23 protein-coding genes are annotated in these 24,507 nt (G+C 66.6%); 6 read left to right on the top strand and 17 right to left on the bottom strand.

The window, feature by feature from the left end; all coding sequences use genetic code 11:
• Positions 1–57 precede the first annotated feature (57 nt).
• The 5 genes from AC07ZH_RS12095 to AC07ZH_RS12075 are packed head-to-tail and all read right to left on the bottom strand — an operon-like array spanning position 58 to position 5,812.
• A complete protein-coding gene (locus tag AC07ZH_RS12095; protein WP_495199948.1) occupies positions 58–1,245 on the bottom strand; it encodes an MFS transporter in 1,188 nt (395 codons plus the stop codon).
• A 16-nt stretch (positions 1,246–1,261) separates the two neighbouring features.
• Complete coding sequence (locus AC07ZH_RS12090) at positions 1,262–3,061, bottom strand: Vgb family protein (protein ID WP_495199947.1); 1,800 nt, start codon at positions 3,059–3,061, stop codon at positions 1,262–1,264.
• Positions 3,062–3,081: 20 nt separating this feature from the next.
• Complete coding sequence (locus AC07ZH_RS12085) at positions 3,082–3,900, bottom strand: SDR family oxidoreductase (protein WP_495199946.1); 819 nt, start codon at positions 3,898–3,900, stop codon at positions 3,082–3,084.
• 2 nt (positions 3,901–3,902) lie between these two features.
• Positions 3,903–4,880, bottom strand: a complete 978-nt coding sequence (locus AC07ZH_RS12080) for an SDR family oxidoreductase (protein WP_495199945.1) — start codon at positions 4,878–4,880, stop codon at positions 3,903–3,905.
• Positions 4,877–5,812 carry a bile acid:sodium symporter family protein gene (locus AC07ZH_RS12075; RefSeq protein ID WP_495199944.1) on the bottom strand — a complete coding sequence of 312 codons (936 nt, stop codon included), beginning with the start codon at positions 5,810–5,812 and terminating at the stop codon, positions 4,877–4,879. Before AC07ZH_RS12075 ends, AC07ZH_RS12080 begins: the two co-directional genes overlap by 4 nt.
• A gap of 144 nt (positions 5,813–5,956) precedes the next feature.
• On the opposite strand from AC07ZH_RS12075, the gene AC07ZH_RS12070 reads away from it, so the two are divergent.
• A complete protein-coding gene (locus AC07ZH_RS12070; RefSeq protein ID WP_495199943.1) occupies positions 5,957–6,961 on the top strand; it encodes an AraC family transcriptional regulator in 1,005 nt (334 codons plus the stop codon).
• 50 nt (positions 6,962–7,011) lie between these two features.
• Here the strand turns inward: AC07ZH_RS12070 and AC07ZH_RS12065 are convergent, their stop codons facing one another.
• The 5 genes from AC07ZH_RS12065 to hemC form a co-directional block, all read right to left on the bottom strand.
• A complete protein-coding gene (locus AC07ZH_RS12065; RefSeq protein WP_119108718.1) occupies positions 7,012–7,575 on the bottom strand; it encodes a YceI family protein in 564 nt (187 codons plus the stop codon).
• Positions 7,576–7,646: 71 nt separating this feature from the next.
• A complete protein-coding gene (locus AC07ZH_RS12060; protein ID WP_495199942.1) occupies positions 7,647–8,927 on the bottom strand; it encodes a heme biosynthesis protein HemY in 1,281 nt (426 codons plus the stop codon).
• A gap of 15 nt (positions 8,928–8,942) precedes the next feature.
• Positions 8,943–10,013, bottom strand: a complete 1,071-nt coding sequence (locus AC07ZH_RS12055; RefSeq protein ID WP_495199941.1) for a uroporphyrinogen-III C-methyltransferase — start codon at positions 10,011–10,013, stop codon at positions 8,943–8,945.
• On the bottom strand, positions 10,010–10,813 hold the full coding sequence (locus AC07ZH_RS12050; protein ID WP_495199940.1) for a uroporphyrinogen-III synthase: 804 nt from the start codon (positions 10,811–10,813) through the stop codon (positions 10,010–10,012). The genes AC07ZH_RS12055 and AC07ZH_RS12050 overlap by 4 nt, the downstream gene beginning before the upstream one ends.
• A 3-nt stretch (positions 10,814–10,816) precedes the next feature.
• A complete protein-coding gene (hemC, locus tag AC07ZH_RS12045; RefSeq protein WP_495199939.1) occupies positions 10,817–11,731 on the bottom strand; it encodes a hydroxymethylbilane synthase in 915 nt (304 codons plus the stop codon).
• A 92-nt stretch (positions 11,732–11,823) separates the two neighbouring features.
• Here hemC and ppc point away from each other — a divergent pair, with 92 nt between their 5' ends.
• Positions 11,824–14,625 carry a phosphoenolpyruvate carboxylase gene (gene ppc / locus AC07ZH_RS12040; protein WP_495199938.1) on the top strand — a complete coding sequence of 934 codons (2,802 nt, stop codon included), beginning with the start codon at positions 11,824–11,826 and terminating at the stop codon, positions 14,623–14,625.
• Positions 14,626–14,691: 66 nt separating this feature from the next.
• Here the strand turns inward: ppc and AC07ZH_RS12035 are convergent, their stop codons facing one another.
• Positions 14,692–15,888, bottom strand: a complete 1,197-nt coding sequence (locus tag AC07ZH_RS12035) for an AI-2E family transporter (protein WP_495199937.1) — start codon at positions 15,886–15,888, stop codon at positions 14,692–14,694.
• Between the two features lie 114 nt (positions 15,889–16,002).
• A complete protein-coding gene (locus AC07ZH_RS12030; RefSeq protein ID WP_495199936.1) occupies positions 16,003–17,061 on the bottom strand; it encodes a spherulation-specific family 4 protein in 1,059 nt (352 codons plus the stop codon).
• Between the two features lie 262 nt (positions 17,062–17,323).
• Between AC07ZH_RS12030 and AC07ZH_RS12025 the strand changes: the two genes are divergently transcribed.
• Positions 17,324–18,052: a hypothetical protein gene (locus AC07ZH_RS12025; RefSeq protein ID WP_495199935.1), complete on the top strand. Its 729-nt coding sequence runs from the start codon at positions 17,324–17,326 to the stop codon at positions 18,050–18,052.
• A complete protein-coding gene (locus AC07ZH_RS12020; RefSeq protein ID WP_495199934.1) occupies positions 18,049–18,624 on the top strand; it encodes a FlgO family outer membrane protein in 576 nt (191 codons plus the stop codon). The genes AC07ZH_RS12025 and AC07ZH_RS12020 overlap by 4 nt, the downstream gene beginning before the upstream one ends.
• A gap of 114 nt (positions 18,625–18,738) precedes the next feature.
• On the opposite strand, the gene flhC is transcribed toward AC07ZH_RS12020, so the two are convergent.
• The 5 genes from flhC to AC07ZH_RS11995 form a co-directional block, all read right to left on the bottom strand.
• A complete protein-coding gene (gene flhC / locus AC07ZH_RS12015) occupies positions 18,739–19,311 on the bottom strand; it encodes a flagellar transcriptional regulator FlhC (RefSeq protein WP_495199933.1) in 573 nt (190 codons plus the stop codon).
• 42 nt (positions 19,312–19,353) lie between these two features.
• Positions 19,354–19,683: a flagellar transcriptional regulator FlhD gene (gene flhD / locus AC07ZH_RS12010; RefSeq protein ID WP_119108709.1), complete on the bottom strand. Its 330-nt coding sequence runs from the start codon at positions 19,681–19,683 to the stop codon at positions 19,354–19,356.
• Between the two features lie 219 nt (positions 19,684–19,902).
• Complete coding sequence (locus tag AC07ZH_RS12005) at positions 19,903–20,805, bottom strand: sulfurtransferase (protein WP_119108708.1); 903 nt, start codon at positions 20,803–20,805, stop codon at positions 19,903–19,905.
• Positions 20,806–20,862: 57 nt separating this feature from the next.
• Positions 20,863–21,780: a DMT family transporter gene (locus AC07ZH_RS12000; protein WP_495199932.1), complete on the bottom strand. Its 918-nt coding sequence runs from the start codon at positions 21,778–21,780 to the stop codon at positions 20,863–20,865.
• Positions 21,781–21,916: 136 nt separating this feature from the next.
• Positions 21,917–23,047: an aromatic ring-hydroxylating oxygenase subunit alpha gene (locus AC07ZH_RS11995; protein ID WP_495199931.1), complete on the bottom strand. Its 1,131-nt coding sequence runs from the start codon at positions 23,045–23,047 to the stop codon at positions 21,917–21,919.
• 239 nt (positions 23,048–23,286) lie between these two features.
• On the opposite strand from AC07ZH_RS11995, the gene xseB reads away from it, so the two are divergent.
• Together xseB and AC07ZH_RS11985 are read left to right on the top strand one after the other, a co-directional pair.
• Positions 23,287–23,514 (top strand): exodeoxyribonuclease VII small subunit, encoded by a 228-nt coding sequence (xseB, locus tag AC07ZH_RS11990; protein WP_495199930.1) that lies wholly within the window; start codon positions 23,287–23,289, stop codon positions 23,512–23,514.
• On the top strand, positions 23,511–24,449 hold the full coding sequence (locus tag AC07ZH_RS11985) for a polyprenyl synthetase family protein (RefSeq protein WP_495199929.1): 939 nt from the start codon (positions 23,511–23,513) through the stop codon (positions 24,447–24,449). Before xseB ends, AC07ZH_RS11985 begins: the two co-directional genes overlap by 4 nt.
• The last annotated feature ends 58 nt before the right edge of the window (positions 24,450–24,507 follow it).

Genomic DNA, 24,507 nt, shown 5'->3' with positions numbered 1-24,507 from the left:
CACAGGGCGTGGCAGTGTAGGGGGAGGAGCGGGCAATTTTATGCGAATGCAGTGGCGTCAGGCCCGCATGCGGCGCAGTTGGGGCATTGCCAGCGCGGCCAGCAATGCCACACCCGCCAGGCCCACGCCCGCCATGGCGATGGCGCTTGTGACACCGGTGGTGCGCACCAGCGCACCGGCTGCCACGCCCGAGGCGGCTGGAACCACCTGTGAAATGATGGAATAAATGCCCATGATGCGCCCGCGCAGGGCATCGGGCGCCTGGCCCTGGATGCCGGCGATGACGAAGCTGATGACCATGCCGCCCAGCAGGCCCATGCCGCCCAGCGCCGTGGCCGATGCGGCGGTGCTGCTCCAGTGGCTGAGCGACGCAAAGAGCAGGCTGGCCGTGACGGTGCCGACGAAGATGGCAGCGCCGTGGTGCAGGTGCTTGCTGAGAAGCAAGGCCGTGACGCCCCCGGCAATCAGCGTCAGCGCCATCAGGCCCAGGTAGCCGCCGCGCTGCAGTTCCGACAGGCCGAGCACTTCACGCGCCAATTTGGGCAGCAGAATCTGCATGGGGCCGGTCATGGCATAGGCCACGATGGCGGCCACGATGAGCTGTGCCAGCAAGGGGTTGGCGCCCACGGCGGCAAAACCTTCGCGCATTTCCTGCGCTACACCCAGGCGGGGGCGGTCGCTGCCGTGGGTGCGGGTGCCCAGCAGCAACAGAGAAGAGGCGACAAACAAGCCCATGCCCGTGGCAAACACGGCGGGCCAGCCAAAGTGGCTGCGCACCACGCCAATCACCACAGGCGCCAGGCCAAACCCCAGCAGCACCTGCAGGTTGAAGACGATGGTCGCGGGCTTGAGCTTGTCCGCCGGGGCAATCTGCCCCAGAGTGGCCAGCCGGGCCGGGCCGACAAAAGACCAGGCGAGGCCGCCCAGAAATGCCGAGAACAGGGTCCAGGCCAAGCGGCTCTGGCCGGTGGTGCCGGCGTCGGTCCACCACAGACCGGCCAGACACAGCAGAAACAGGGCCTGGGCGCCGTGGATCACCCGCGCCGGCGCCATGCGGTCGCACAAAACCCCGGCAAACCAGCCAAACACGAGCGAGCTGCCGAACGACAGGCCAAACCCCACGCCGGAGAGCCAGTCCGAACCCACCTTCTCCTGCAGGTACAGGATGACGGTGTAGTTGACCATGTGCCCGCCGGTAAACGCCAGCAGGCACGAGAGGTAAAAGCGCCGCAGGGAGATTGGCATGCTCGCAACTCAGCGCCTATTGCGGGGTGATTTCGATCAGGGTGGGCTGGCCATCCTCGATCTGCCAGCTGGGAAATGAGGCGCTGGTGACATAGACCTTTCCGGCCGGTGAGATTTCCACGTCGCGGGTAAAGGTGACGTGGCGCTGCATGGGGAACATGCTCCAGGTCTGTGTGGCGATGTCGTAGCGGTAGACCGAATCGGAGTTGGTGCCGTTGACCCATACCTGGTTGCGCACCCGGTCCACATTGAGCGCGTACGGGGTGTCGCTGCCCTTGGGAACGACCGGCAGGTCCAGGCGCATGAACGCACCGGTGCTGGGGGTGTAGCGCACGATTTGCGATTCGTTGAAGGCCGTGATCCACAGGTTGCCCTCCCGATCACTGCGCAGGCGCCGGGGCGCGCTGAACGGGGTTTTGACCATGGTCACTTTGCCGGTATCGGGGTCCACCGAGGCGATCTCGTCGGTGTGCAGCCGGGCAATCCAGGCCTTGCCGTCTGGGGTGATGTCAATGCCGTAGGGCAGGGGGACGCCGGTGGAAACGTGGTCCACGTTGACGTAGTTGGCAATCGGGATGCCCCAGCCCAGCAGCTTGAAGATGAACGGCGTGAGCTTGACGGTGATGCGTTCCATCAGGCTGCGAAATGGCAGATCGTAGAAGGTGAACTTGTCCGCTGCACGGTCGTACATGCCGACCTGGTTGCTGAGCGCCAGCGTGAACCAGACACGGTTCTTGGCGTCGAAACGCACGGTGTGCGGGTAAAAGCCGCCGTCCATGTCGTGGTAAATGAATGCCTTGGTCTTTGGGTCGAATTCGATCAGGCGCCGCTGGTACGAGGGTGTGATGAAGATGTGCCCGTCCTTGGGGGACTCTGCCAGCGAGTGGATGCCCTGGTAGGTTTCGTGCTTGGGGAAATCGCGCAGGCGACCCGCCAGCAGGCCGCCGAGCTTGTCGCCCGGCCGTGGAGGGATCTTGTAGACGGTGTACCGGCCCGTGGCGGGGTCCACTTCGTAGACCCGGTCCTGCAGGTTGTCCCCTACATACACCATGCCGTTGGAATGCAGCAGCAAATCGTGCATTTGCGACATGCTGTCGCCAATGGGCAGTTCGCGGATGGTGGCTTTGGCCAGGGATGCCCCCCAGGGTGTGCCGGCCGGCACCAGTGAGGGGTTGGCGTGGATCTTCTTCCAGTGCGCCTCCAGCAGGGCGGGAATCTCTTTCTGCTCCTGGCTGGACAGGCGCGAGCCATAGCGCATCATGCGTTGGATGGCGGCGCGCCATTCATCGGCCGAACGGTCGCGGCGCAGCTGAGGCCCCCCCTGTTGGTGGCAGAAATTGCATTGCAGCATGAACTCTTTTTTCAGCGCGGGGTTTGCAAAGTCGATGGTGGACGACCAGGCATTGGCCGGCTGCTGCTCGGCCAAGGCGGCGGGGTCATGCTCCGGGGCCATGACGACGGCCGTGCTGCCAAGCTCCTTGGCCAGGAGCGTTCGATCCTTGTAACCGGGCTTGCGCAGGCGAATCTTCCAGGGGAATTCGGCCGGGGGAATATCGACCTGCCCCTGCGCATCGGTAAAGCGGGCCAGCTCCACATAGGCTTGCTGCTGTTGGCCGCTGGCTGGGTAGCCGTTGTCGGAGGTGTCCACTGCTGCCCTCTTGACCGGCTGGCGGCTCACCATCACGGTGGGAATCGGTTTGCCGTCAGGGTCTTGTACCGCAATGGGGACGGCCCTCGCCGGCGCGGCCAGCAGGGCTGCGCCGGCCAGGCATACCGCCATGATGAGTGCCGCGTGGCGGGGGGTGCGTGCGTGCATGGTGCTGTCTCCTGGGGTGTTTATTTTTCAAACTCGGTGCGAACGCGGCGCCGCATGGTGCGGGCGTACAAGCCGGGGGCCAGTCGGCTGACCCACCAGGCCATACGTGAGGTGCGGTCGGGCAAAAGCTGCGCGCGGCCCTGCGCCAGCGCGGCCAGGATGCGCCGGGCGATGTCCTGCGGTGCAGACTCGCCCCCGGTGGTGATGCGGGGTGCCGTGGCCGCTGCCCCGGAGCCGCCCAGCGCTGCCGCGCCAATGCCCGTGGCAATGAAGGACGGGCAGATGAGCGTGACCTGCACGCCGTGCTCCTGCACCTCGGTGCGCAGGGTGTCAAAGAAGCCGTGCAGGGCGTGCTTGCTGGCGCAATAGCCGGTGCGGCCCAGCAAAGGGGCGTAGCCCGCCACGCTGGAGAGCGCTGCCAGGACCCCGCGCCGAGCCACGATGTGGGGCAGGGCGGCATGGGTCATGTGCACGGCGCCAAAGAAGTTCACCTCCATCACTTTGCGGATGACGGCCGGGTCGGTGTCGGCGAACAGGCTGCGGTGGGAAATGCCGGCGTTGTTGACCAGCACATCCACGCCGCCCCACAGGGCCACCGCATGGGCGATGGCAGCGTCGCAGTCCTGGGGCTGGGTGATGTCGCACACCAGGGTCGTCAGCGCGAGGGCGTGGCCTGTTGCCTGGGCGGACATTGCCTCCTGCATGGCGGCGAGCGCTGCGGCGTTGCAGTCGAGTGCCAGCACGCGTGCGCCGGTTTGCAGGAATGCAGCTACCAGCGCCTGGCCCAGGCCACCCGCTGCGCCGGTGATGACGACACCGCGTGCTTCAAAGCTGCGCATGTTTAGGCACTCTGCTTGCGGGTTTGCATGCGCGCCTGGCGGTACAGCTCGAACACCTCGGCCGAGGTGTAGGTGGGCGTGTAGCCAAAGGTAGTCTTGAGCCTGGTGTTCAACAGCACCGGCCGGTAGCGCAGAAAGTCCAGTTGCTCGGGGCCGTATTGCGTGAGCCCCAGCGGTTTGAGTAGGGCCAGCGCGGCCTGCAGCAGCCAGGCGGGCAGTTGCAGCGTCGGCTTGCCCAGGCGCTGGGCGATCTCGTGGATGGTGAGGGCACCGTCGCCCGCGACGTTGTAGATGCCCGGTGGGCCGCCCGAGACGGCGCGCAGGATGATGCCCACCACATCCTGGTCCCAGATGAAGACGAACGGGCTGTCGCTGCCCCGGATGGCCAGCAGGCGCGGTTTTTCAAACAGATCGGTGATCTGGTTGTGCACCGTGGCGCCCAGGATGGTGCCGATGCGCAGCACCACCTGTTCCAGCGCGGGGTGGCTGTGGCGGTACTCGGCCAGCATCTCTTCCACCAGCCGCTTGTGATGGGCATAGGCAAACACCTCGTTGCCGCGCACCGGCATGTCCTCGGTCAGCCAGGCCGGGTTGTCGGCGTGGTAGCCATAGGCGGCGCCGCTGGACGACACCACGATGCGCCGCACGCCTTGCTGCACGCAGGCTTGCAGCAGATTGCGGGAGCCGTTCACGTCGACGTCGTATTCAAAGTCGCGGCGGCTTCCCTTGCCGGGCGTCACGATGGAGGCCAGGTGCACCACGGTGTCGATGGCCTGCTCTGCCAGGGCGTCTGCGATGCGTGGGTCGCGGATGTCGGCCTCCTCGTACACCACGCCGGGCAGGCGTTCGGCGGGCGAGCGGATGTCGTGCGCCACGATGTGCACCGGGCGGCCGGGCAAGGCTGGGTCGGCCAACCGGGCGACGACCTGGCGGCCCAGGTAGCCGCTGGCACCCGTCACAAGAACGCGGAGGGCGGTCATGGCGCAGTCGCTGCGGCTTGAGCGGTCGGGGCGCCGCCAGGGTCGCGGCGCTTCCAGAACAGGGCCAGCGTCATGCCCGCCACGATGTGCCAGATACCCCACCACGCGGTGACGATGGCCATGCCACCCAGACCGTTGAAGAAGTTGAAGATCAGGATCAGCCCCAGGCCCGAGTTCTGGATGCCCATCTCAAAAGTGATGGCGCGCCGGTCGCGCTCGGGCAGCCCCAGGGCGGCCGACAGGCTGTAACCCGTGGTCAGCGCCAGCAGGTTGTGAATGAACACCACCAGGACCACAAACTGGATGTACGCCAGAAAATGCTGGAAGTTGGCGGCCAGCGCACCCACGATGAAACCCAGCAGCACCAGAAGCGACAGCCATTTCATGGGCTTGCGAATGCGTGCGGCAAAGCCGGGGTAGCGGTGCGCCACCGCCATGCCCAGCACCAGCGGCACCCCCAGCAACAGCACGACGATTTCAAGCATCTCCCAGGGGCTCATTGCCACTTGCTTCATCAGGCCGCTGGTGACCGGGCTCAGGTTGCCCCAGAAGGCAAAGTTGAGCGGCGTCATCACCAGCGCCACCAGCGTGGACAGCGCGCTCACGCTGACCGACAGCGCCGTGTTGCCGCGCGAGAAATGCACCAGAAAGTTGGAGATGTGCCCGGCCGGGCAGGACGACACCAGAATCATGCCCAGCGCGATGCTGGGCTGGGGTTGCAGCATCCAGACCAGCACATAGGTCATGGCCGGAAACAGCACGTGGTGCCCGAACAGGCCCAGGGCCAGCGCCTTGGGCGTTTTGAGGGCGCTGCGAAAATCCTCGACCTTGAGGTCCAGCGCCACGCCGAACATCACCAGACCCAGAACGGCGTTGAGGATCTGCAACGTCTGCGGGTTGAAATGCAATTGCACCTGGTCAATGGGCGCCATGGTGTGTCTCCTGAATATTATTGGACCGCGTGCAACCGCCTGCTGCCGGGTTTTGCATGGGACTGTAAAAGGGCTGCTGGACGCCGCAGCGGTCCATACAGGACACTGGCACGTCAATTCATGACCGGGAGGCAAAGGAGCAGCATGCAGCGCGAGAGTTTCAGCGTGACGGCGCGGTTTACCCATGCTCTGGTGGCAGCCATCGAGCGCCAGGGAGGCAAGGTGCCCGAAGCCATGTGCGACGACACGGTGCAGGAGGGTCGGGTGGACATGGCGCGCCAGGAGGCCCTGTGGGCGCTGTTCATCGCCGCCTGTCCGGGCGACCCGCTGGCCGCGCTGCGCCTGGGAACCGACCTGCAGGCCGGGCATCTGGACATCGTGGGCATGCTGCTGCTGAGCTGCGACACCCTGGGCGATGGCCTGGAGGTGCTGACCGAATACGCCCCCATCATCGGGGATAACGCACGCTTCGAGATAGCGCCACAAGGCGCCGAGGTGCAGTTGCGCTACCTGCCCGCCTATGTGCTGTGCCTGCCGCAGCGGGTGGAGGCCGTGATGGGCTGCGTGGTGAGCCTAGCGCGCTGGATGACCAACGGGCGTTTCCGGGCGCGTGCGGTGTTGCTGGCGCACGCGCCGCGCGCCGATCCGGCGGCCTACGAAGCTTTGCTGGGGTGCCCCGTGCATTTTGACCAGGCGGTCAACGCCGTGTGCATGGATGCCTCCGAACTGCACCATGCCCTGGTGCAGGCCGGCAGCAGCCTGCACCAGCACCTGCGTGCACTGGCCGATGGCGTGCTGGCGTCGCTGGCGCAGGACGGCGTTTCGGCGCGGGTCCAGCAACTGGTGCGCGCCCACCCGCGCTGGGGAAAAGAGCGCATCGCCGAGCAGTTGGGCATGAGCGGGCGCCACCTCAACCGCAAGCTGGCCTTGGAAGCCGTTTCCTTCAAGGGCCTGCGCGAGGCGCTGCTGCACGACATGGCGCTGCAGGCGCTGCGCTCAGGCCAGGCGATCGGTGCCGTGGGCCAGGCGCTGGGGTTTTCCGACGACAACGCCTTTGCGCGCGCCTTTCGCCGCTGGACCGGGGAGTCCCCGGCGCAGTACACAAAAACATGGAAAAATAGCCCCTATCGCTTATCAAATAAGCCTTAGTAGCTATAAAAATAGTAGTTAACAGCGTAGGCGACATAGGCCCAGCCGCGCTACTTCCTTGCCGCCTCGATCTGCACCGTCAGCTGCACTGTCTTGGGCATGCCCATGGCGACGAGGTAGTCCATGCCCCACTGTGTGCGGTCGATACTGCCTTCGAAATCACCGCCACACACCTCGGCCTTGAGGATCGGGCTCTGGTAGCAGTTGAACTGCGTGCTGCTCAGCACCAGGGGCGCCGTTTTGCCCAGCAGCGTCAGCTGTCCGTGCACCTTGGCAACCCGGTCGCCGTCGAATTCGAAGCGGTCGGAGACAAAGCGCATTTCAGGGTACTTGTCGGCGTTGAACAGGTCGGCGCTTTGCAGGTGTTTGTTGAACCCCGGGCTGCCACTGTGCACCGAGTGCGTATCGACGCGCACGTCCACCTGGCCGGTCCTGGCGGCGCGGTCAAACTGCACGCTGCCGCTTGTCTTCTCGAATTGCGCACGGTTGGTCGAGGTGCCAAAGTGCCCTATCGCAAACGTGACAAAAGTGTGATCGGGGTCGATCGCGTACTCTGCGGCGATGGCGGGACCCGTGGTGACGAGCAGGGCGGCGAGGGTGATGGCAGTGCGCATGAAAACCTCCAGCGAGCAAAACCACCAGTTTAGGCCGTTGTCCGCAGCCTGCGATCAACCGCGCCCCGGTATCAGGCCGCGTCCAGTGCTGCGCGCTTCCAGGCGGCAAGCGCGCCCTCGGTGTCGCCGCGCTGCTCGGCCAGGCGCGCCAGATGCCGCCAGGCGTTGGCACGCAGGCCGGAGTCCTGCAGCGCAGGTGCAGCCTGGGCCAGCAGTTGCTGTGCCTTGCCCCAGAGTTGGCGCTGCATGCAGGCGACGCCCGCGAGGTATTGCAGGCGCGTGTCGCGGGGGGTGGCCAGTTGCGCGGCCTCGATGCGTGCCAGCCAGGTGGCATCGAGCGAGTCGAGTGCGGTCTCGAGTGCGCGCACCAGACGGCGCGCGTCCAGTTCCGCCAGATTGCCAGGGTGCTCCACCAGTTGCTGCCACACGGGTTCGAGCCAGCGGCGCACCTGGGCTGGCTCGCCGCCGAGTTCGGCCAGGCGCTGCGCGGCATGGATGGCCAGCTCGGGCATGGCGCGCTCGCTTGCGTCCAGCGCCAGCCAGCTGGCAGTGAGTTGTTCTGGGTCGTGGGCGCTGCGAATCAGCTCCGTGGCCAGGCCCCGCACGATGCTTTGCGCAGCGGCCGGTGAGAAGGCGCGGTGCTTGCCCAGCAGGCGTGCCGTTTCCAGTGCTTCTTGCGTTTGCTGCGACAGCCGCGTGGCCTTGAGCTTGATGCGCAGGGCCAGCGTGCGCCGCGCCGCGCCCTGTGGCAGTGCAGCGAGACCCGCCAGCGCCGCAGCGGGTTCGCGGTCGTCGAGCGACCAGCGGGCGGCGCGCAGTTGGGCGCCCTCGCGCAGGTCTTGCGCGAGCGCGCTCGCCATGCCGGTGGGTGGCAGCAAGGCGGCTTCCAGGTGGCGTTCGCGCTCGCCGCGGTCTTGCAGCGCGTGCGAGGCATCGGCTGCGACCAGGTTGGCCAGCACACGGACCGATTCGGCCTGCGGCAACGCACTGCCGGTGCTGCGCAGGCTTGCCTCCTGGTCGAGCGCCACCTGGGCGGCTTTGCGCGAGCGCAGGAACCGCCCGCTCATGAGCTGCGCCAGCGCGTCCAGCAGGGCGCCGTGCATGGCGCGTTCCTTCTGCTGCAGGCGCCAGCGTTGGGCCTGGCGCGGCAGGGCGATGAGCGCCGCGAATCCGCGCAGTGCGGCGTACAGCGTCGTGAATGCCAGGGCAAGGCCCAGCAGGACCAGGTTGAGCGAGAGGTCGAGCCGCCAGGGCGGCCAGAAGACGGTGACCGTTCCCTGGTTGTTGCCGGCAAACAGGGCCGAGGCCACCGCCACGGCAAACAGCGCCAGGAGCCAGAGGGTTGCGCGCATCGGCGGGCCCGGTTCTCAGCGCCCAGCGGCCGCCGTGGCGAGCGCGGAGAGGGTTTCGTCCAGGCGGGGTGCCTCGGCCGTCTTCAGGTGCGACTGAATCTGCTGCAGTGTCGTTGCGGCGTTTTGCGTGCGGCGCGATGCCGGGTCGAAGTATTTGTTCAGCGCGCTGCTGGCGATGGTCATGTCGGAGCGCGCGGCGTCAAGCTGGCGCGCGAGGATGCCCAAACGGGCATTGAGCAGCATGAGCTTGAGGTTTTCGCGCAGGAAAAAGGCCTGGTCGGGCGATATCAGAATGGCTTCTGGCTGGTCGATGCGGCGGATGCGCACGAGGCTGCGCAGTTCGTCCTGTACCGCCAGCCAGCCCCGCTGGAGCAGCGCCAGCCAGGCGGGAGAGGGCTCGGGCGCGGGCGCGCCCGCTGGCGCCGCGGGGTGTGCACTGGCGGCGAGGCGCTGCGTGGCCGCCGCCTGGGCCACGGCGTTCTTCAGCGGCAAGTCGTCGATTTGGCGCAGCAACTCATCGAGCCGCGCAAGCAGGCCTGCCGTGTCGGTCACGCTGGCGCTGGAGATGCGCTCCAAGTCCAGCGCGAGCGCGCGCTGCACCGGGGACAGGCGAGGCTGCGCGGCACGCTCGATGCGCTGCTGCGCACTTTTGATGGCTGCCACCAGCGGCTGCATGCTGCCGGTGAGCTGCGCCTGCTGCTGCGCCAGGCGCAGGCCGGCGTCGATATCGACCACCAGGTTTTCGTCGCGCGAGCGCGACAGGCTTTGCATCAATTCTTCGAGCTGGCTGCGCTGCAGGGCCACTTCGTTGACGCGTGTTTCCTGCACCGCCAGCTTGGCCGAGGTTTCCTGTGCCAGGTCGCTCGCCTGGCGTGCCAGGGCGCGCGCCTCGATCGCCTGGCGGCCGGCGTCCTGGCTTTGGCGGGCCAGCGCTTCCTGAATGCCGCTGAGCCTCTGCCACAGCAGGGCGCTGCCCGCCAGGCCGAGTACGGCCAGCACGGCCACCAGGGCCAGTGCCCAGCCCAGCATGCGGGCGCTGGACGCGAAGGCGCCAGGGGCTGCGGCCGGTTCGTCGGGTGTGCTCATGCGTGGGATTCTATCGACGTCGCCACGTCCGCCAGCGCGGGCCGGCACTCGAAAACCGCTCCGAAGCCTGCTGCGCGCGCCGCCTCGGCGATGCGCGGGTGCGTGGCCAGAGCGCGAGCGCCGTCCCAGCGCTGGTCGGGAAGCGCCGCGCAGAGGTGGCCCAGGGCCTGTGCGCTGCTCAGCACCCACAGCGGACCGCCGGTGACGGCGGTGCTGCGGGCCAGCGCAAGCTGGTCATGGGTGAACTGCGGCGCGGCGCGCGTGTAGGCGACGACGAAATCCACCTCGCCGCCTGCCGCGCGGATTTGCGCACTCAGCCAGTCGCGCCCGCTGCCTGTGGCGTTGGCGCCGGGTTCGCTACCGCGCACCACCAATACCCGGTCGCCTGCGCTGACACCGGGGCCCACGCGCTCCCACAGCGATTCGGAATCGAACTGGCGGGCCCCGGCTGCCGGTTGGTCAATGCGCTCGGCAGGAACGCCCAGGGCGTGCAGCACGCTGGCGGTGCCCGGCCCCGGTGACCACACTCTTGTTTTGATAGCTGGTTGCGCTTGCTGCATAAGCGCTAGAGCCTGATTTGACTCAAAAAAATGGCGTGCTGCATTGCCGCTGACAACCATCACGGCGGTGTAATCGGCCAGGCGCCTTTGCACTGCAGCCAGCGCCTGCGGGTCGCTGGCCGGGGCAATCGCCATCAGCGGCAGCGCCGCCGCCGCAATGCCGCGCGCAGCAAGCGCCTGCACCCATTGGGAGGCCTCGGGTTCTGGGCGCGTGATGAGGGCGCGGGGCGCGGCAGGCATTGGCTAGTGCGCGCCGCGTTCGCGCAGCTGCGCGGCCACGGCCTGGCCCAGCGCGTCGGCCTGTGCCAGCGTGGTCGCCGACCCGCTCGCGCTGGCGCGCACCAGCGGCGTGCGCAGTTCCGGGTCGCCCCAGGCGGCGTCGATATGCAGTTGCGCCCCATCGAGCCGGGCGTGCGCGGCCAGGGGCATGGAGCAGCTGCCGCCCATGCAGCGGCTCACGGCGCGCTCGGCCGCCACGCGCAGCCAGGTGGGCAGGTGGGCGAGTGGCGCCAGGGCTTCGATCAGCTCGCTGCGGCCAGCGCGCACCTCGATGCCGAGCGCGCCCTGGCCGGCAGCGGGTAGCATTTCGGACTCGTCGAACTCGCAGCGAATGCGCTCTTGCAGCCCCAGGCGTTTCAAGCCAGCGGCCGCCAGCACGATGGCTTCGTACTGGCCTTCATCGAGCTTGCGCAAACGGGTGTCGAGGTTGCCGCGCAGTGGCTCGATGCGCAGGTCGGGCCGCAGCGCTTGCAGCAGCACGGTGCGGCGCAGGCTCGACGTGCCGACGACCGCGCCCTGGGGCAGGTCTTGCAGGCGGGCGTAGCGCGGCGAGACGAAGGCGTCGCGTGCGTCTTCGCGCTCCATCACGCAGGCCAGGGCAAAGCCTTCGGGCAATTCCATGGGAACGTCCTTGAGCGAGTGCACGGCGATGTCGGCGCGGCCGTCCTCCAACGCGGCTTCCAGCTCTTTCACGAACAGGCCTTTGCCGCCGACCTTGGAGAGCGTGCGGTCCAGAATCTGGTCGCCCAGCGTGGTCATGCCCAGCAGGCTGACCTGGTGGCCGCGTGCCGCCAGCAGGGCTTGCACATGTTCGGCCTGCCACAGGGCCAAACGGCTTTCGCGCGTGGCGATGACGATCTTCAGGGGTTTGGAATTCACGGCGCGGCAGAGGAAAAACTTGAGCCAGGGATGCTAGCATGCTGCGCCGCAGCAGCGCCCGCCGCGCGGCGCACCCCTTTCGGAGACCATGCATGGCCAGCACGCGCAAGAACGACAAAGACCAACCCCTCATCGACGATATCCGCCTGCTCGGCCGCATTTTGGGCGATGTGATTCGTGAGCAGGAGGGCGCTGCGGCCTTTGATCTGATCGAGCAGGTGCGCCAGCTCTCGGTCGCCTTCCGGCGCGACGCCGACCACGAGGCCGACCGGGCGCTCAAGAAGTTGCTCAAGGGACTCTCGGCCGACCAGACGGTGAGCGTGATCCGCGCCTTCACCTATTTTTCACACTTGGCCAACCTGGCCGAAGACCGCCACCACATTCGCCGCCGCACCATCCGCGAGCGCGCGGGCGATACGCAGGAAGGCAGCATCGACGTCGCCCTGGCGCGCCTGCGCTGGGCCGGCATTGCGCCCAGCACCGTGGCGCAAACCCTGGCCGGCAGCTACGTCTCGCCCGTGCTCACCGCCCACCCCACCGAGGTGCAGCGCAAAAGCATCCTGGACGCCGAACGCGCCATTGCCAAGCTGCTGGCCGAGCGCGGCGAGCTGGCCGAGCGCGCCCAGCTCTACAACAGCGCCCGCGACGCGCTCACGCCGCGCGAACTGGCCACCAACGAGGCGCAACTGAGCGCCCGCGTCACGCAGCTCTGGCAGACGCGGCTGTTGCGCTACAGCAAGCTGACAGTGGCCGACGAGATCGAGAACGCGCTGTCGTACTACGAAGCCACCTTCCTGCGCGAGATTCCCAAAATCTACGCCGAACTCGAACAATCCCTGGGCCAGGGCAGCGTGGCCAGCTTTCTGCGCATGGGCCAGTGGATTGGCGGCGACCGCGACGGCAACCCCAACGTGGGCGCCGACACCCTGGTGCAGGCCCTGCGCCGGCAAAGCGAGGTGGCGCTGCGCCACTACCTGACCGAAGTGCATTTGCTGGGTGCCGAGCTCTCACTCTCCGCCCGGCTGGTGGAGGTATCGGGCGAGATGCAGCGCCTGGCAGAAAGCTCGCCCGACACCAGCGAGCACCGCCAGGACGAGCCCTACCGCCGCGCGCTCACCGGCATTTACGCGCGCCTGGCAGCCACGCTGGCCGAGCTGAGCGGCGGCCAGGCGGCGCGCCATGCGGTGGCGCCGCAAAATGCCTACCCGCACGCACAGGAGTTTCTGGCCGAACTGCGCACCATTGAGCAATCGCTCGCCACGCACCACGGCGAGGCCCTGGGCGCGCAGCGCCTGCACCCGTTGATCCGTGCGGTGGAGGTGTTTGGCTTTCATCTGGCGACGGTGGACCTGCGCCAAAGCTCCGACCAGCACGAACGCGTGCTGACCGAACTGCTGGCCACGGCGCGCGTGGTGCCCGACTACACGCTGCTGAATGAGGAGGCGCGCTGTGCCTTGCTGCTGCAACTGCTGCAGGATGCCAGGCCGCTGCGCGTCATGGGTGCGCAGTACAGCGCGCACACGCTGGGCGAGATTGCGGTGTTCGAGACCGCGCTGGCCATGCGCCAGCGCTTTGGCAATGACGCCATCATTCACTACATCATCAGCCACACCGAAACCGTGAGCGACCTGCTCGAAGTGCTGCTGCTGCAAAAGGAAGTGGGGCTGATGCAAGGCAGCCTGGGCACACCGGAAGCCCGCGCCAACCTCATCGTCGTGCCGCTGTTCGAGACGATTGAAGACCTGCAGAGCGCCGCCAGCATCATGCGCGGCTTCTACCAGACCCCCGGCATCGCCGCGCTGGTGCAGCGCTCGGGCGGCCAGCAGGACATCATGCTGGGCTACTCGGACAGCAACAAGGACGGCGGCATCTTCACCAGCAACTGGGAGCTGTACCGCGCCGAGATCGCGCTGGTGGAGTTTTTCGACGAGCTGGCTGCCACCACCCCCATCCGCCTGCGCATGTTCCACGGCCGTGGCGGCACCGTGGGGCGCGGCGGCGGCCCCAGCTACCAGGCCATCCTGGCGCAGCCACCCGGCACCGTGCGCGGCCAGATCCGGCTGACCGAACAGGGCGAAGTCATTGCCTCCAAATACGCCAACCCCGAGATCGGCCGGCGCAACCTCGAAACCCTGGTGGCCGCCACCCTGGAGGCCACGCTATTGCAGCCCACCAAGCCCGCCACACCCGCGTTTCTGGACGCGGCGGCGCAACTGTCGGTGGCCAGCATGGCGGCCTACCGCGCGCTGGTGTACGAGACGCCCGGCTTCACCGACTACTTCTTCAACTCCACGCCGATCCGCGAAATTGCCGAGCTCAACATCGGCTCGCGCCCGGCGTCGCGCAAGCCCAGCCAGAAGATTGAGGATTTGCGCGCCATTCCCTGGGGTTTCAGCTGGGGCCAGTGCCGCCTCACCCTGCCGGGCTGGTACGGTTTTGGCTCGGCTGTGGAGGCGTTTTTGAACGCCCCCGGCAAAGACCCCAAGGCCCAGCTCGCGCTCTTGCGCAAGATGGTGCGCGAATGGCCCTTCTTCAGTACCTTGCTGTCCAACATGGACATGGTGCTCGCCAAGAGCGACCTGGCGCTGGCGTCGCGCTACAGCGAGCTGGTGCAGGACGCCCGCCTGCGCAAAAAAGTGTTCGGCGCCATCGAGGCCGAGTGGCACCGCACGGCCGACGTGCTGACCCGCATCACCGGCGACAAGCAGCGCCTGGCACACAACACCGCGCTGGCGCGCTCCATCAAACACCGCTTCCCCTACATCGACCCGCTGCACCACCTGCAGGTCGAGCTGATCCGCCGCTGGCGCGCAGGGCAGGGCGACGAGCGGGTGCAGACCGGGATTCACATTTCGATCAACGGGATTGCGGCGGGGTTGCGCAATACTGGTTGATTGCTATTGCATTTATAGCTGCTAGCGCTTATCGGGTAAGCGCTAGGGGAATTTTTTCGTCAAAATTCAACTCCCCAGCAGCTCCCCCACCGCGTGCAGGTCTTCCACGCGGTCGCACACCGCCTTCACGGCCATCATGATGGGGATGCCCAGCAACAACCCCCACAGGCCCCAGAGCCAGCCCCAGGCCAGAACGCTGACGAAAACGGCCACCGGGCTCAGGCTGCTGGCGCGGCTGGTGAGCCAGGGCGTGAGCAGGCTGCCCACCAGGGTGTGGATCACCAGCGACGCGCCGCCCACGGCAAAGGCCATGTCGAGGGTGCCGAACTGCAGAAACGCCACCAGCGCCGAGGCGCCCGTGACGGCGAGCGAGCCGATATAAGGCGCCAGGTTGAGAACCGCGGCGATCACGCCCCAGACTGCCGCGTTTTCCAGGCCCAAGATGGCGTACACCAGGCCCGTGGCCAGGCCCACGATGGCGCTGGTCGCCAGTTGCACCAGCAGGTAGCGCTGCACCTGGCCGTTGATCTCATCGATGACCTGCAGCGTCACCTTGCGCCGCGCCAGGCTGCGGCCGGCGATGCGCATGAGCTTGAGGCGAAAGGTGTCGCCGGCGGCGAGCGCGAAGAAGGTGAGGAACAGCACGATGGTCAACTGGCCCAGCACCGACATCAGCCCCATGGTGCCGCTCCAGAGGTAGTCGCGGATGTCGAGCGGGCTGCGCTCGATCTGCACCCGCTGCACGCCGCGCCGGGCCACGGAAGGCGCGCTGGTTTCGGCGGCGGCCTGCTCGATCTGCGAAGCCGCCTTTTGCACCGTCTCAATGGGGCTGGGCTGGCGGGCGCGCTCGCGCATCTTGTCGCGCACCTTGGAGGCGGCTTTTGGCAGCGAATCGACCACCTGCGAAGCGCCGTCGCTCAGTTGGTACACCGTGCCCGCCAGGCCGCCGCTCAGGGCCAGCAGCAGGGCCGCCGTCGCGACGCCGCGCGGCACGCGGTGGCGATTGAGCCAGCCGACGACGGGCGAGAGCGCGCAAATCAGCAGAGCGCTCGTGGCGATGGGGATGAACACCGCCGCCGCCCAGTGCAGCACGGCCAGGCAGGCGCACAGCGCAATGATGGCCAGCGAAGCGCTGCGCGCGCCCACCGGCACATGCAGCGACACGGGTTCCGATCGGTGCTCGGTGGGGGTGAGCACCACCGTGCTGGCGTCTTCACAGGGCGAGGGCTGGGGCAGTGGCTCGCTGGCGGTTGGGTCGGTCATCGGCGGATTGTGGCGTGTCTGGCGCGCCGCCCTTGTAGGCGCGTATCGGCTTCGACGCGAGGTGGCGGGTGACCGAAACCGGGCGCGAACCCATCGCGCACCGGGCTCAGGCTATCAGCAAGCGGGCCAAGCCCGATCGCTGTTGCTCGCGTCCACCGTGCCCAGCAACTTCGTCCAATAAGTGGGCAGGCTGGACCAGGGGCTGCCAGTGCCGTCCAGATCGGTGACGTACACCAGACCCGTGTTGGTACGCGCCTTGTTGGCCGTTTGCACGGCCGTTTGCATGGTGGTGCAAGCGCCGGCGCTGTAGACCAGCATTGCCTGCTTGGTGTTGTCCTGGTTGTAGACCCAGGTGTGGGAGGGCTGCGGGTCAATATTCTGGTAAGCGGCTGCGCTGCCTTCGAAGTTCACCAGCACATCGGCCACGCCTGCATAGCCAGCGTCCGGGAAGGTGCCTGGGTCGCCAATGACGCTCAAGCCCTTGCCGTGGATGTAGGTGTAGAGGTCGGTGTAAAACGCCAGCCGGTCGCTTCCTGCCGCCATTTCTCCAAGGAAGAAGCCGTCGAGCAATGCGGGATAGAGCTCTATGTATTTGTCGATGGTGGCCTTGACATCGACCACGGAGCGCGTGCCGCTGCCGTAGGCGGTAGACACATAGGCCACCACCTTTTGGTTGCCCGGTTTTACCGCCTTGAATTTGGTGATGGCACTGACGAGATCGGTGTCCGCTTTGCTTGTACTGGTGAGAATGCCGTTGCTGGCGTTCGCGATGGCGGTGATCTTCACATCCGGGTAGCTGGTGGCACCGCTGATGAGGGTGTCCCAGGGGGATCCTGTGGCTGCGCTGAAAAAGGCGGGTACCAGCAGCTCCAGATCTTTTGGCCTGGGGCGTATGAACAGTGTGATGAGGTCGCTGCCCGAATGTGTGGCGCTGGTGGCCGTGGCCCCTACATCCACAGGGCCCGGCTGCGTGACTTGCAAGTCCGAGGCGGCAGTGCCTGTGACCGTGGCGGTCACCGGGCGTGTCAGGCTGGCGGAGGCGCTGTTGACGGTGAGCGTGACCAGGGTGCCATCGGCAGCGCGAGCGCCATTCACGTCCACGCTCACTTGCAGGTTGATGGGGGTGTTGGTGTCGTATACGCCGCCATCTCCAACGGGGCCGGTGAAGTTCACACTGATCGGCCCAGATGAGGGTGTGGGAGCTGGCGCTGGCTCAGTGGAGCCCCCGCAGCCTGCCAAAGCGGCGGTCAGAACTAGCACGCTTGCGGCGAGGCGGCATGAGGGGCGATAGTGGTGAGGCATTCCTTCTCCTTGAATTTCGTGCCATTGTGAGGGATTGTGGGTGCTTGCCACCGCCGCAAAACAGCGGTTCTGGTTGGGAAAGACCAGTTTGTTGCGCCGATTGCCGGCGCGCCAGATCGCTACCATGAGCCGCATGCCCCCACCCATCCTCCACATCCGGGCTCTCGCGCCCTTGCTGGCAGCCGCGCTGCTGGCCGGCTGTGGCACCCTTGATGTGCCGCGCGCCGACAACTACCCCGCTACTGGCCAGAAAAAAGTGCGCGCCGTGCACCACTGGGATGTGCTGGCCAGCGATGTGGCCGGGCGTGTGGTGGAGAAAATATCCGAATGGCCCAAAGGCGACTACCCCATTCATGTCACCGTGCCCGACAACTCCAGCTTCAATCAGGGCTTTCTCAAGCTCTTGCGGGTGCAGTTGCTGGACCGGGGCGTGGTCTTGTCCACCGTGCCGACGGCGGTGGAACTGGAGGTGCAGACGCAAGTGGTGCAGCACGGGGCGGATGTGCCCCGCAGCCTGCCCATTCCCCTGGGTGGGACGATGTTGGGGGCGAGCGTTGGCGTGTGGCGCGACTGGAAGGACCATTACTCCAACCGCGTGTTGTTGCCTGGCGCGGCGACTGCGATTGGCGTGGGCGCGGGTCTGGCCATCGATCTGGCGCAGCTCTACACCCAGGGTGCAGCAGCCGGCGGGCCCACGCGCACCGAAGTGCTGATTACGACCACACTCAAGAGCCATGACCGCTATCTGGCAGGCTCGGCGGACATGTACTACATAGAGCGAGCGGACGCCGTGCTGTACCAGCCTGAGTTGCCCGCGCCGCCCCCCACACCGCTCAAGACCTGGCAGGTGGTGACGCCATGAAGCGGGGGTGTTTGGTGGTGCCCAAGAGCATTGCGGCGTTGGCGCTGGTCTTGTTGGCGGCGGGGTCGCTGACCGGCTGCGCCGGCTACTACTACGGCGAGAAGTACGGCCCAACGCTGGCCCTGTCACCGCACACCGACATGGTGGGCAGCAGCTACGCCGCCGCTGATGCACTTTTGCAAAACGCGCCGCTGGACCCGCGTGCGCCGGTGCTGGTGGCGACGCTGGTCGACCTGGATCACCTGGGTGCTTCGTCGCGTTTTGGCCGCGTGGTCTCCGAACAGATTGCCGGGCGCCTGACGCAGCGCGGTCTGCCCGTGCCCGAGCTGCGCTTGCGCGAATCCGTGGCGCTGGTGCCGCAAGAGGGGGCGCTGCTGCTCTCGCGCGAGCTGCGCGAGGTGAGTCGGGCGCATGCAGCGCAGGCCGTCGTGGTGGGCACGTATGCCGTGTCGAGCCGGCAGGTGTTCGTCAGCCTCAAGCTCGTGCGGCCGGAAGGCAACTTGACCATTGCCGCGCACGACTACGCGCTGGTGCTGGACGACGAGCTTCGCAGCCTGCTCGGTCTGCGTTGACCAGAAAGCGAAACCCGGCCGCTGCCATGCGCCGGGTTTGCCGGGTTTGCTTTTATTTTGATAGCTTACAGCGCTTGCTGCATAAGCGCTAGAGGCCAAAAAACCTTGAAATTTTCAGTGCAGCATCAAGGCGCCGCTGGTTTTGCTCTTGCCTGCGCGCGCCGGCGGGTTGCACAGGCCGCAGGTGTAGCCGCGGTTTTCGTACAGCTCGGTGACAAACTGGCCCTTGCAGTCGCTGCACTGGGTGCGGGTGAGCATGCCGGCGTCAACAAACTTCACCAGGCGCCAGGCGCGGGTGAAGGACAACAGGGGCTCCACCTGCGCGATTTCGATCTGCTCGCTGTAGAGCCGGTAGGCCTTGGTGAGCAGTTCCACCGAGTCCAGGTCCATGCCCTTGCCCAGGTATTCGTAGATGTTCAGGAACAGCGAACTGTGGATGTTTTCCTGCCAGGTCAGGAACCAGTCGGTCGAGAACGGCAACTGTCCTTTGGATGGCGACTTGCCCGCGATCTCTTTGTACAAGCGGATCAGCCGCTCGTAGGACAGCGTGGTTTCCGATTCGAGCACCTGCATGCGGGCGCCCATGCCGATCAGCAGGGCGGCGCGCTCGATCTGGCGCGATTCGTTGAGCACGCTCTTGGCGGCGGCGCGCTTGGGAGCGCTGGTGCTGGCGGTGGTGTCGGTCATGGCAGTCTCGGGCAGGTGGGGGGTGAGCGAAGGTCCGGGCGATCAGAGCACTTCGGAGACGCGGCTGGCCATCAGGATGTTGGCGTGCAAGGTGTTGGTGGCTTCGTTGCCCACCTTGCGCGGCGTGTCGTGGTTGGTCAGCAGCCCCCAGACCAGGGAGTCGTCCACGCGGAAGCTGCACAGCAGCGTGTTGCGGGACGCAATCTTCATCACCTGGGCCGGCGAGAGCGAGGCCAGCAGGTCGGCCGCTTCTTCGTTGAGCCCGAGACGGAACACCGCCTCGGCCTTGTCCTGGCGGATCAGCGTCTGCGCCAGCATCAGGTAGGTCAGGTTGGCTTCGCGGATTTCGGCGAGCACTTGTTCTTGGGTCATGGGGCACATCCTTTTCAGGTCCGGGGGCGCTTTGCATGCCGTGTGCATGCTTTGGCGATCCGGTGAAATGGATTGTGAAACCGGCCTAAAAAGAAATTAAGTCGGCATTCGGCTGCGCAGCGTGTCTGGTTTCGGGGTGGGGTTTGTAGGAAGTTGCCTTACACCGCCCGCTGCTTTTGGCCGACTGCGCAGAGGAGCGGACCTGCTGCGCTTTCTCCGTCAACCGCGTTCCACGGGCCGTGTTGGGTCGCTGCACCATTCGCTCCAACTGCCGGCAAAAAGGGCAGTGGGCGCGTAACCGGCAAGCTCCATGGCCAGCAGGTTGGGGTTGGCGGTGACGCCGCTGCCGCAGTGGTGCACCACCGTGGCGGGGTCGTGCGCGCCCAGCAGCGCTTCGAACTCGCTGCGCAGTTGCACGGCGTCCTTGAAGCGTCCGCCAGGCCCGAAATTCTGCGAGAAGGGCCGGTTGAGCGCGCCCGGGATGTGGCCCGCCACCGGGTCCAGTGGCTCGACTTCGCCCCGGTAGCGCTCGGGAGCGCGGGCGTCGATCAGCGTCTGGCTTGGCGTGCCCAGTTGCGCCTGTACCTGGAGTGCGCTGCGCAACTCGCGCAGCGGTGGGTGCAGGTGGAAATTGGACTGGAAGTGCGCCGGTTCCTCGCCGGTCGTGGTGCCACCGCCGGCGGTACGCCAGGCGGCGAGGCCGCCGTCGAGCACCGCCACCGCATCGTGGCCCATCCACTTGAGCATCCACCACAGGCGGCCGCAGAAGGCGCTGCCGTTGCGGTCATAGACCACCGCTTGCATGCGGTTGGCAAACCCCACGCTTGAGAGCCATACGGCAAAGCGCTCGCGTGTCGGCAGTGGGTGGCGCCCGCCGGACATCGGCCCGTCGACCGCATGGGCGGTGACGATGCTGCCGCCCGCGCCGGGCGCACCGTGCGGCGCGCTCAGGGCCTCGTCCAGGTGGGCATAGACCGCGCCGGGGATATGCGCTTCGAGAAAGGCGCTGCGGCCGGCCGATGGCTGGGGCAGGTCGAAGCTGCAATCGAACACCATGCAGGGCGCGTCGCCCGCGTGCAAGGCCAGCAGCTGCTCGGCGGAAATGAGGTGGGTGTAGACCATGGGTGGGTAAACGTGCGTGTCAGGCCTCCATTGTGCGCAGCCTCGGGCCCGTGTGCATCAGAGCTCTTCGGCAGGTGCCGACGCCACGCTGCGGGTACGCAGGGCGGTGGCAACGATGCCGCTGGTGATGATCAGCCCCATGCCGGCCCAGCCTGAAGGCGCGATGATGTCGCCAAAGATCGCCATGCCGTAGAGCGCGCCAAACACGATGCCCGAATACTGTAGGTTCGCCACCACCAGCGTGGCGCGCGGGGTGTGGGCGCTGGCGTAGGCGCGTGTCATGCACAACTGGCCGCCGGCGGCCAGCACGCCGATGGGCAGCAGCCACAGCACCGGCCAGCCAGGCCACGCCGAGTGGCCGGTGGCCAGCACCGCGGCGCCGCCCGCCACGACCGAGCCCACACCAAAATAAAACACCGTGCGCTCCTCGGGCTCGCCGATGCGCGAAAGGGCCACCACCTGCATGTAGGCCAGCGCCGCGCACATGCCTGAAAGCAGACCCACCAGAGCCCCCAGCGCCTGCCCAGGCCCCTGCCCGAGGCTGGGGCGCAGCAGCAGGACCACACCAACGAAGCCAGCGGCCACGGTGAGCAGCAGGGGGCCCTGCAAAGCCGGACGCGGCGTTTCGGGCGAGGGGCGCCAGTTCACCAGGGCGCCGCCGACCAGGAACGCGGCGATCCAGACGCTGCTCATGTAGTTGAGCGTGACGGCCGTGGGCAGCGGCAGCTGGGCGATGGCGTAGAACCAGCCGCCGAGCGAGATCACGCCGATGAAGGCGCGCCAGGCGTGCATGCGCGGGTAGCGCGTGGCCAGTGCCACGCCGCGTGCACGCGCCAGCCAGGCGAGCAGCGCCATGCCGATCAGCCCGCGCGCGAGCACCAGCTCGGCCGAGGTGAAGTACGCCGAGCCAAACTTGACGCACACGCTCATGCTGGCGAACAAAAAGGCGGCGAGCACCATCCACAGGGCTTGCATGGGCGTGTGAAAATTAAATGAAAATGGCTTTTAGCGCTTATTCAGCAAGCGTTTTCAGCTACTGTAACAATAGCATCGTGGCCGTGCTTCCCGCGATTGGGCTCCCTGGAACTGGCCCTGCCCGGCCACTGGCGCCTCAGAGGCTTGCTCCCATGCGCTGGCGGTACCACTCGTGGAAGTGCTGCATGCCGTCTTCCATCGGGCTCTGGTAGGGGCCGACTTCGTTGTCGCCGCGCTCAAACAAAGCCTTGCGGCCGGCGTCCATGCGCTCGCCGATTTCGTCGTCCTCCAGGCAGGTTTCCATGTAGGCGGCCTGCTGGGCCTCGACGAATTCGCGCTCGAAGGCCGTGATTTCCTCGGGGTAGAAGAATTCGACCATGTTCAGCGTCTTGCTCGGGCCAACCGGGTGCAGCGTGGAGACGGTGAGCACATGCGGGTACCACTCGACCATGATGTGCGGGTAGTAGGTGAGCCAGATGGCGCCGCGCTCGGGCAGCTTGCCGTGCCGGTACTTGAGCAGCACCTCGTGCCACTTCTTGTAGACCTGGGAACCCGGCTGGCCGAAGGTGGCCGCGACTCCCACGGTCTGCACCGAGTATTCGTTCTGGAACTCCCAGCGCAGGTCGTCGCAGGTGACGAAGTTGCCCAGCCCTGGGTGAAAGGGGCCGACGTGGTAGTCCTCCAGATAGACCTCGATGAAGGTCTTCCAGTTGTAGTTGCACTCGTGCAGCTCGATGCGGTCCAGCGTGTAGCCGTCGAACGAGAGTTCCTTGCGCGGACCCATGCCCGAGAGGTCGGCTTCGATATCGCGGCCGTTGTCCTCGAACAAAAGCCCATTCCACTCGCGCAGCGGGTAGTTTTTCAGGTTCAGGCAAGGGTCGTGCTTGAAATGCGGCGCGCCCAGCAGCTCGCCGCCGGGGCTGTACGTCCATCGGTGCACCGGGCAGACGATGTTGCCGCCGGCACTGCCCTTGGCATGCTCCTGCAGCGTGCCGCGCCCGCCCAGCATGATGGCCTGGCGGTGGCGGCAGACGTTGGAGATGAGCTCCACCTGGCCGCCAGGACCCCGCACCAGCGCGCGGCCCTCGCCTTCCTGGGGCAGGGCGTGGTAATCGCCCGCTTGCGGCACGCTGAGCGCATGCCCCACATAACGCGGGCCGCGCTGGAACAGCGTGGCCTTCTCGCGCTCGAACAGCGCGGGGTCGAAATAGCTGGAAACCGGTAGTTGGCTCGTGGCCGGCTGCAGTCGAAGGCTTACATCAGACATGGGTGACCTGATAAAGACTCCCCACAGGGAGAGACGCACAGCGTCAGTGAAAAAAATGAAACCGGCGTGGTGCCGGTTCGGTATGGAATGGGATTATAGGCAGCGGGGTTATTGCTGCGCTGGCAAAGCCCGCAGGGGTGCCACGTGTATTGCGCTGGCCGGCAGCATCGCCTTGCGGGGAGGCCGCCTGTGCTCTCGTCCTAAAATTGCCGGCTTTGCTTGTTGACCACCTCCCGCCCATGGCAAAACCCAAGACAACCGAACCGGCCAGCTACGAAACTGCGCTCGAAGAGCTCGAGCAATTGGTCGCGCGGATCGAGTCGGGCCAAATGCCGCTCGAGCAACTGCTCACCGGCTACCAGCGTGGGGCCGTGCTGCTGGCTTTCTGCCGCGAGCGGCTCGAAGCCGTGCAAGACCAGATCAAGGTGCTGGACGCCGGCGTTGTCCAAACCTGGACCGGCGAATGAGCGGCGTACCCGATCAGGCATTTGCCGCCTGGAATGTGGCGCAACTGGCCCGCACCGAAGCCGCCCTGTCTCGGTGGGTGGGGCCGGGCGCACCTGAAGACCTGGGCCAAGCCATGCGCTATGCGGTGCAAGGTGGTGGCAAGCGTCTGCGTCCGCTGCTGGTGCTGGCGGCGCGCGAGGCGGTGGCGGGCGAGGGGGCTTTGCCTGGCAATGCAGCGATGCGCGCAGCGCTCGACGATGCGGCGCTGCGCGCCGCGTGCGCCGTTGAGCTCATTCATGCCTACTCCTTGGTGCACGACGACATGCCCTGCATGGACAACGACGTGCTGCGCCGGGGCAAGCCTACCGTGCATGTGCAGTTTGGCGAATCCGGCGCATTGCTCGCGGGCGACGCGTTGCAGGCACTGGCCTTCGAGCTGCTCACTCCCGAGCACAGCGCCATCCCGGCGAACGTGCAAGCCGCCCTGTGTCGGCAGCTCGCGCGCGCGGCGGGCGCGGCGGGCATGGCGGGCGGGCAGGCGATCGATTTGGCCAGTGTCGGCCTACAGCTTGACGAATTTCAACTGCGGCGCATGCACCAGCTCAAGACCGGCGCGCTCCTGCAAGCCAGTGTGATGATGGGCGCCGCCTGCGGCACGCCGGGTGCGCTGGCGCTTGCGGGCCTGGCGCGTTACGGGGCCGCTCTCGGGTTGGCGTTCCAGGTGGTCGACGATATCCTGGACGTGACGCAGGATTCGGCCACGCTGGGCAAGACGGCCGGCAAGGACGCGGCCCACGCCAAACCCACCTACGTGTCACTGCTCGGCCTGGAGCCTGCGCGGCAATGCGCGCAGAATCTCCACCGCGAAGCACTGGCCGGGCTGGACGCCAGCGGCCTGCCCGACACCACGCGGCTCGCGGCGCTGGCAGACATGGTGCTGCTGCGCTCAAATTAGAAGTAAAAATGCCTCCTAGCGCTTATGAAATAAGCGCTATAAGCTATCAAAAATATAG

It is taken from the genome of Simplicispira sp. GW247-4R2A (genome assembly GCF_059424465.1).
Note: the sequence above shows the minus strand (reverse complement) of the source record. Positions and strands in the feature narration are given on the sequence as shown.

Bases quoted from the DNA above. Each gene is read 5' to 3' on its own strand.
- AC07ZH_RS12095 (WP_495199948.1), bottom strand. From the start codon at position 1,245: ATGCCAATCTCCCTGCGGCGCTTTTACCTCTCGTGCCTGCTGGCGTTT.
- AC07ZH_RS12090 (WP_495199947.1), bottom strand. From the start codon at position 3,061: ATGCACGCACGCACCCCCCGCCACGCGGCACTCATCATGGCGGTATGC.
- AC07ZH_RS12085 (WP_495199946.1), bottom strand. From the start codon at position 3,900: ATGCGCAGCTTTGAAGCACGCGGTGTCGTCATCACCGGCGCAGCGGGT.
- AC07ZH_RS12080 (WP_495199945.1), bottom strand. From the start codon at position 4,880: ATGACCGCCCTCCGCGTTCTTGTGACGGGTGCCAGCGGCTACCTGGGC.
- AC07ZH_RS12075 (WP_495199944.1), bottom strand. From the start codon at position 5,812: ATGGCGCCCATTGACCAGGTGCAATTGCATTTCAACCCGCAGACGTTG.
- AC07ZH_RS12070 (WP_495199943.1), top strand. From the start codon at position 5,957: ATGCAGCGCGAGAGTTTCAGCGTGACGGCGCGGTTTACCCATGCTCTG.
- AC07ZH_RS12065 (WP_119108718.1), bottom strand. From the start codon at position 7,575: ATGCGCACTGCCATCACCCTCGCCGCCCTGCTCGTCACCACGGGTCCC.
- AC07ZH_RS12060 (WP_495199942.1), bottom strand. From the start codon at position 8,927: ATGCGCGCAACCCTCTGGCTCCTGGCGCTGTTTGCCGTGGCGGTGGCC.
- AC07ZH_RS12055 (WP_495199941.1), bottom strand. From the start codon at position 10,013: ATGAGCACACCCGACGAACCGGCCGCAGCCCCTGGCGCCTTCGCGTCC.
- AC07ZH_RS12050 (WP_495199940.1), bottom strand. From the start codon at position 10,813: ATGCCTGCCGCGCCCCGCGCCCTCATCACGCGCCCAGAACCCGAGGCC.
- ppc (WP_495199938.1), top strand. From the start codon at position 11,824: ATGGCCAGCACGCGCAAGAACGACAAAGACCAACCCCTCATCGACGAT.
- AC07ZH_RS12035 (WP_495199937.1), bottom strand. From the start codon at position 15,888: ATGACCGACCCAACCGCCAGCGAGCCACTGCCCCAGCCCTCGCCCTGT.
- AC07ZH_RS12025 (WP_495199935.1), top strand. From the start codon at position 17,324: ATGCCCCCACCCATCCTCCACATCCGGGCTCTCGCGCCCTTGCTGGCA.
- AC07ZH_RS12020 (WP_495199934.1), top strand. From the start codon at position 18,049: ATGAAGCGGGGGTGTTTGGTGGTGCCCAAGAGCATTGCGGCGTTGGCG.
- flhC (WP_495199933.1), bottom strand. From the start codon at position 19,311: ATGACCGACACCACCGCCAGCACCAGCGCTCCCAAGCGCGCCGCCGCC.
- flhD (WP_119108709.1), bottom strand. From the start codon at position 19,683: ATGACCCAAGAACAAGTGCTCGCCGAAATCCGCGAAGCCAACCTGACC.
- AC07ZH_RS12005 (WP_119108708.1), bottom strand. From the start codon at position 20,805: ATGGTCTACACCCACCTCATTTCCGCCGAGCAGCTGCTGGCCTTGCAC.
- AC07ZH_RS12000 (WP_495199932.1), bottom strand. From the start codon at position 21,780: ATGCAAGCCCTGTGGATGGTGCTCGCCGCCTTTTTGTTCGCCAGCATG.
- AC07ZH_RS11995 (WP_495199931.1), bottom strand. From the start codon at position 23,047: ATGTCTGATGTAAGCCTTCGACTGCAGCCGGCCACGAGCCAACTACCG.
- xseB (WP_495199930.1), top strand. From the start codon at position 23,287: ATGGCAAAACCCAAGACAACCGAACCGGCCAGCTACGAAACTGCGCTC.
- AC07ZH_RS11985 (WP_495199929.1), top strand. From the start codon at position 23,511: ATGAGCGGCGTACCCGATCAGGCATTTGCCGCCTGGAATGTGGCGCAA.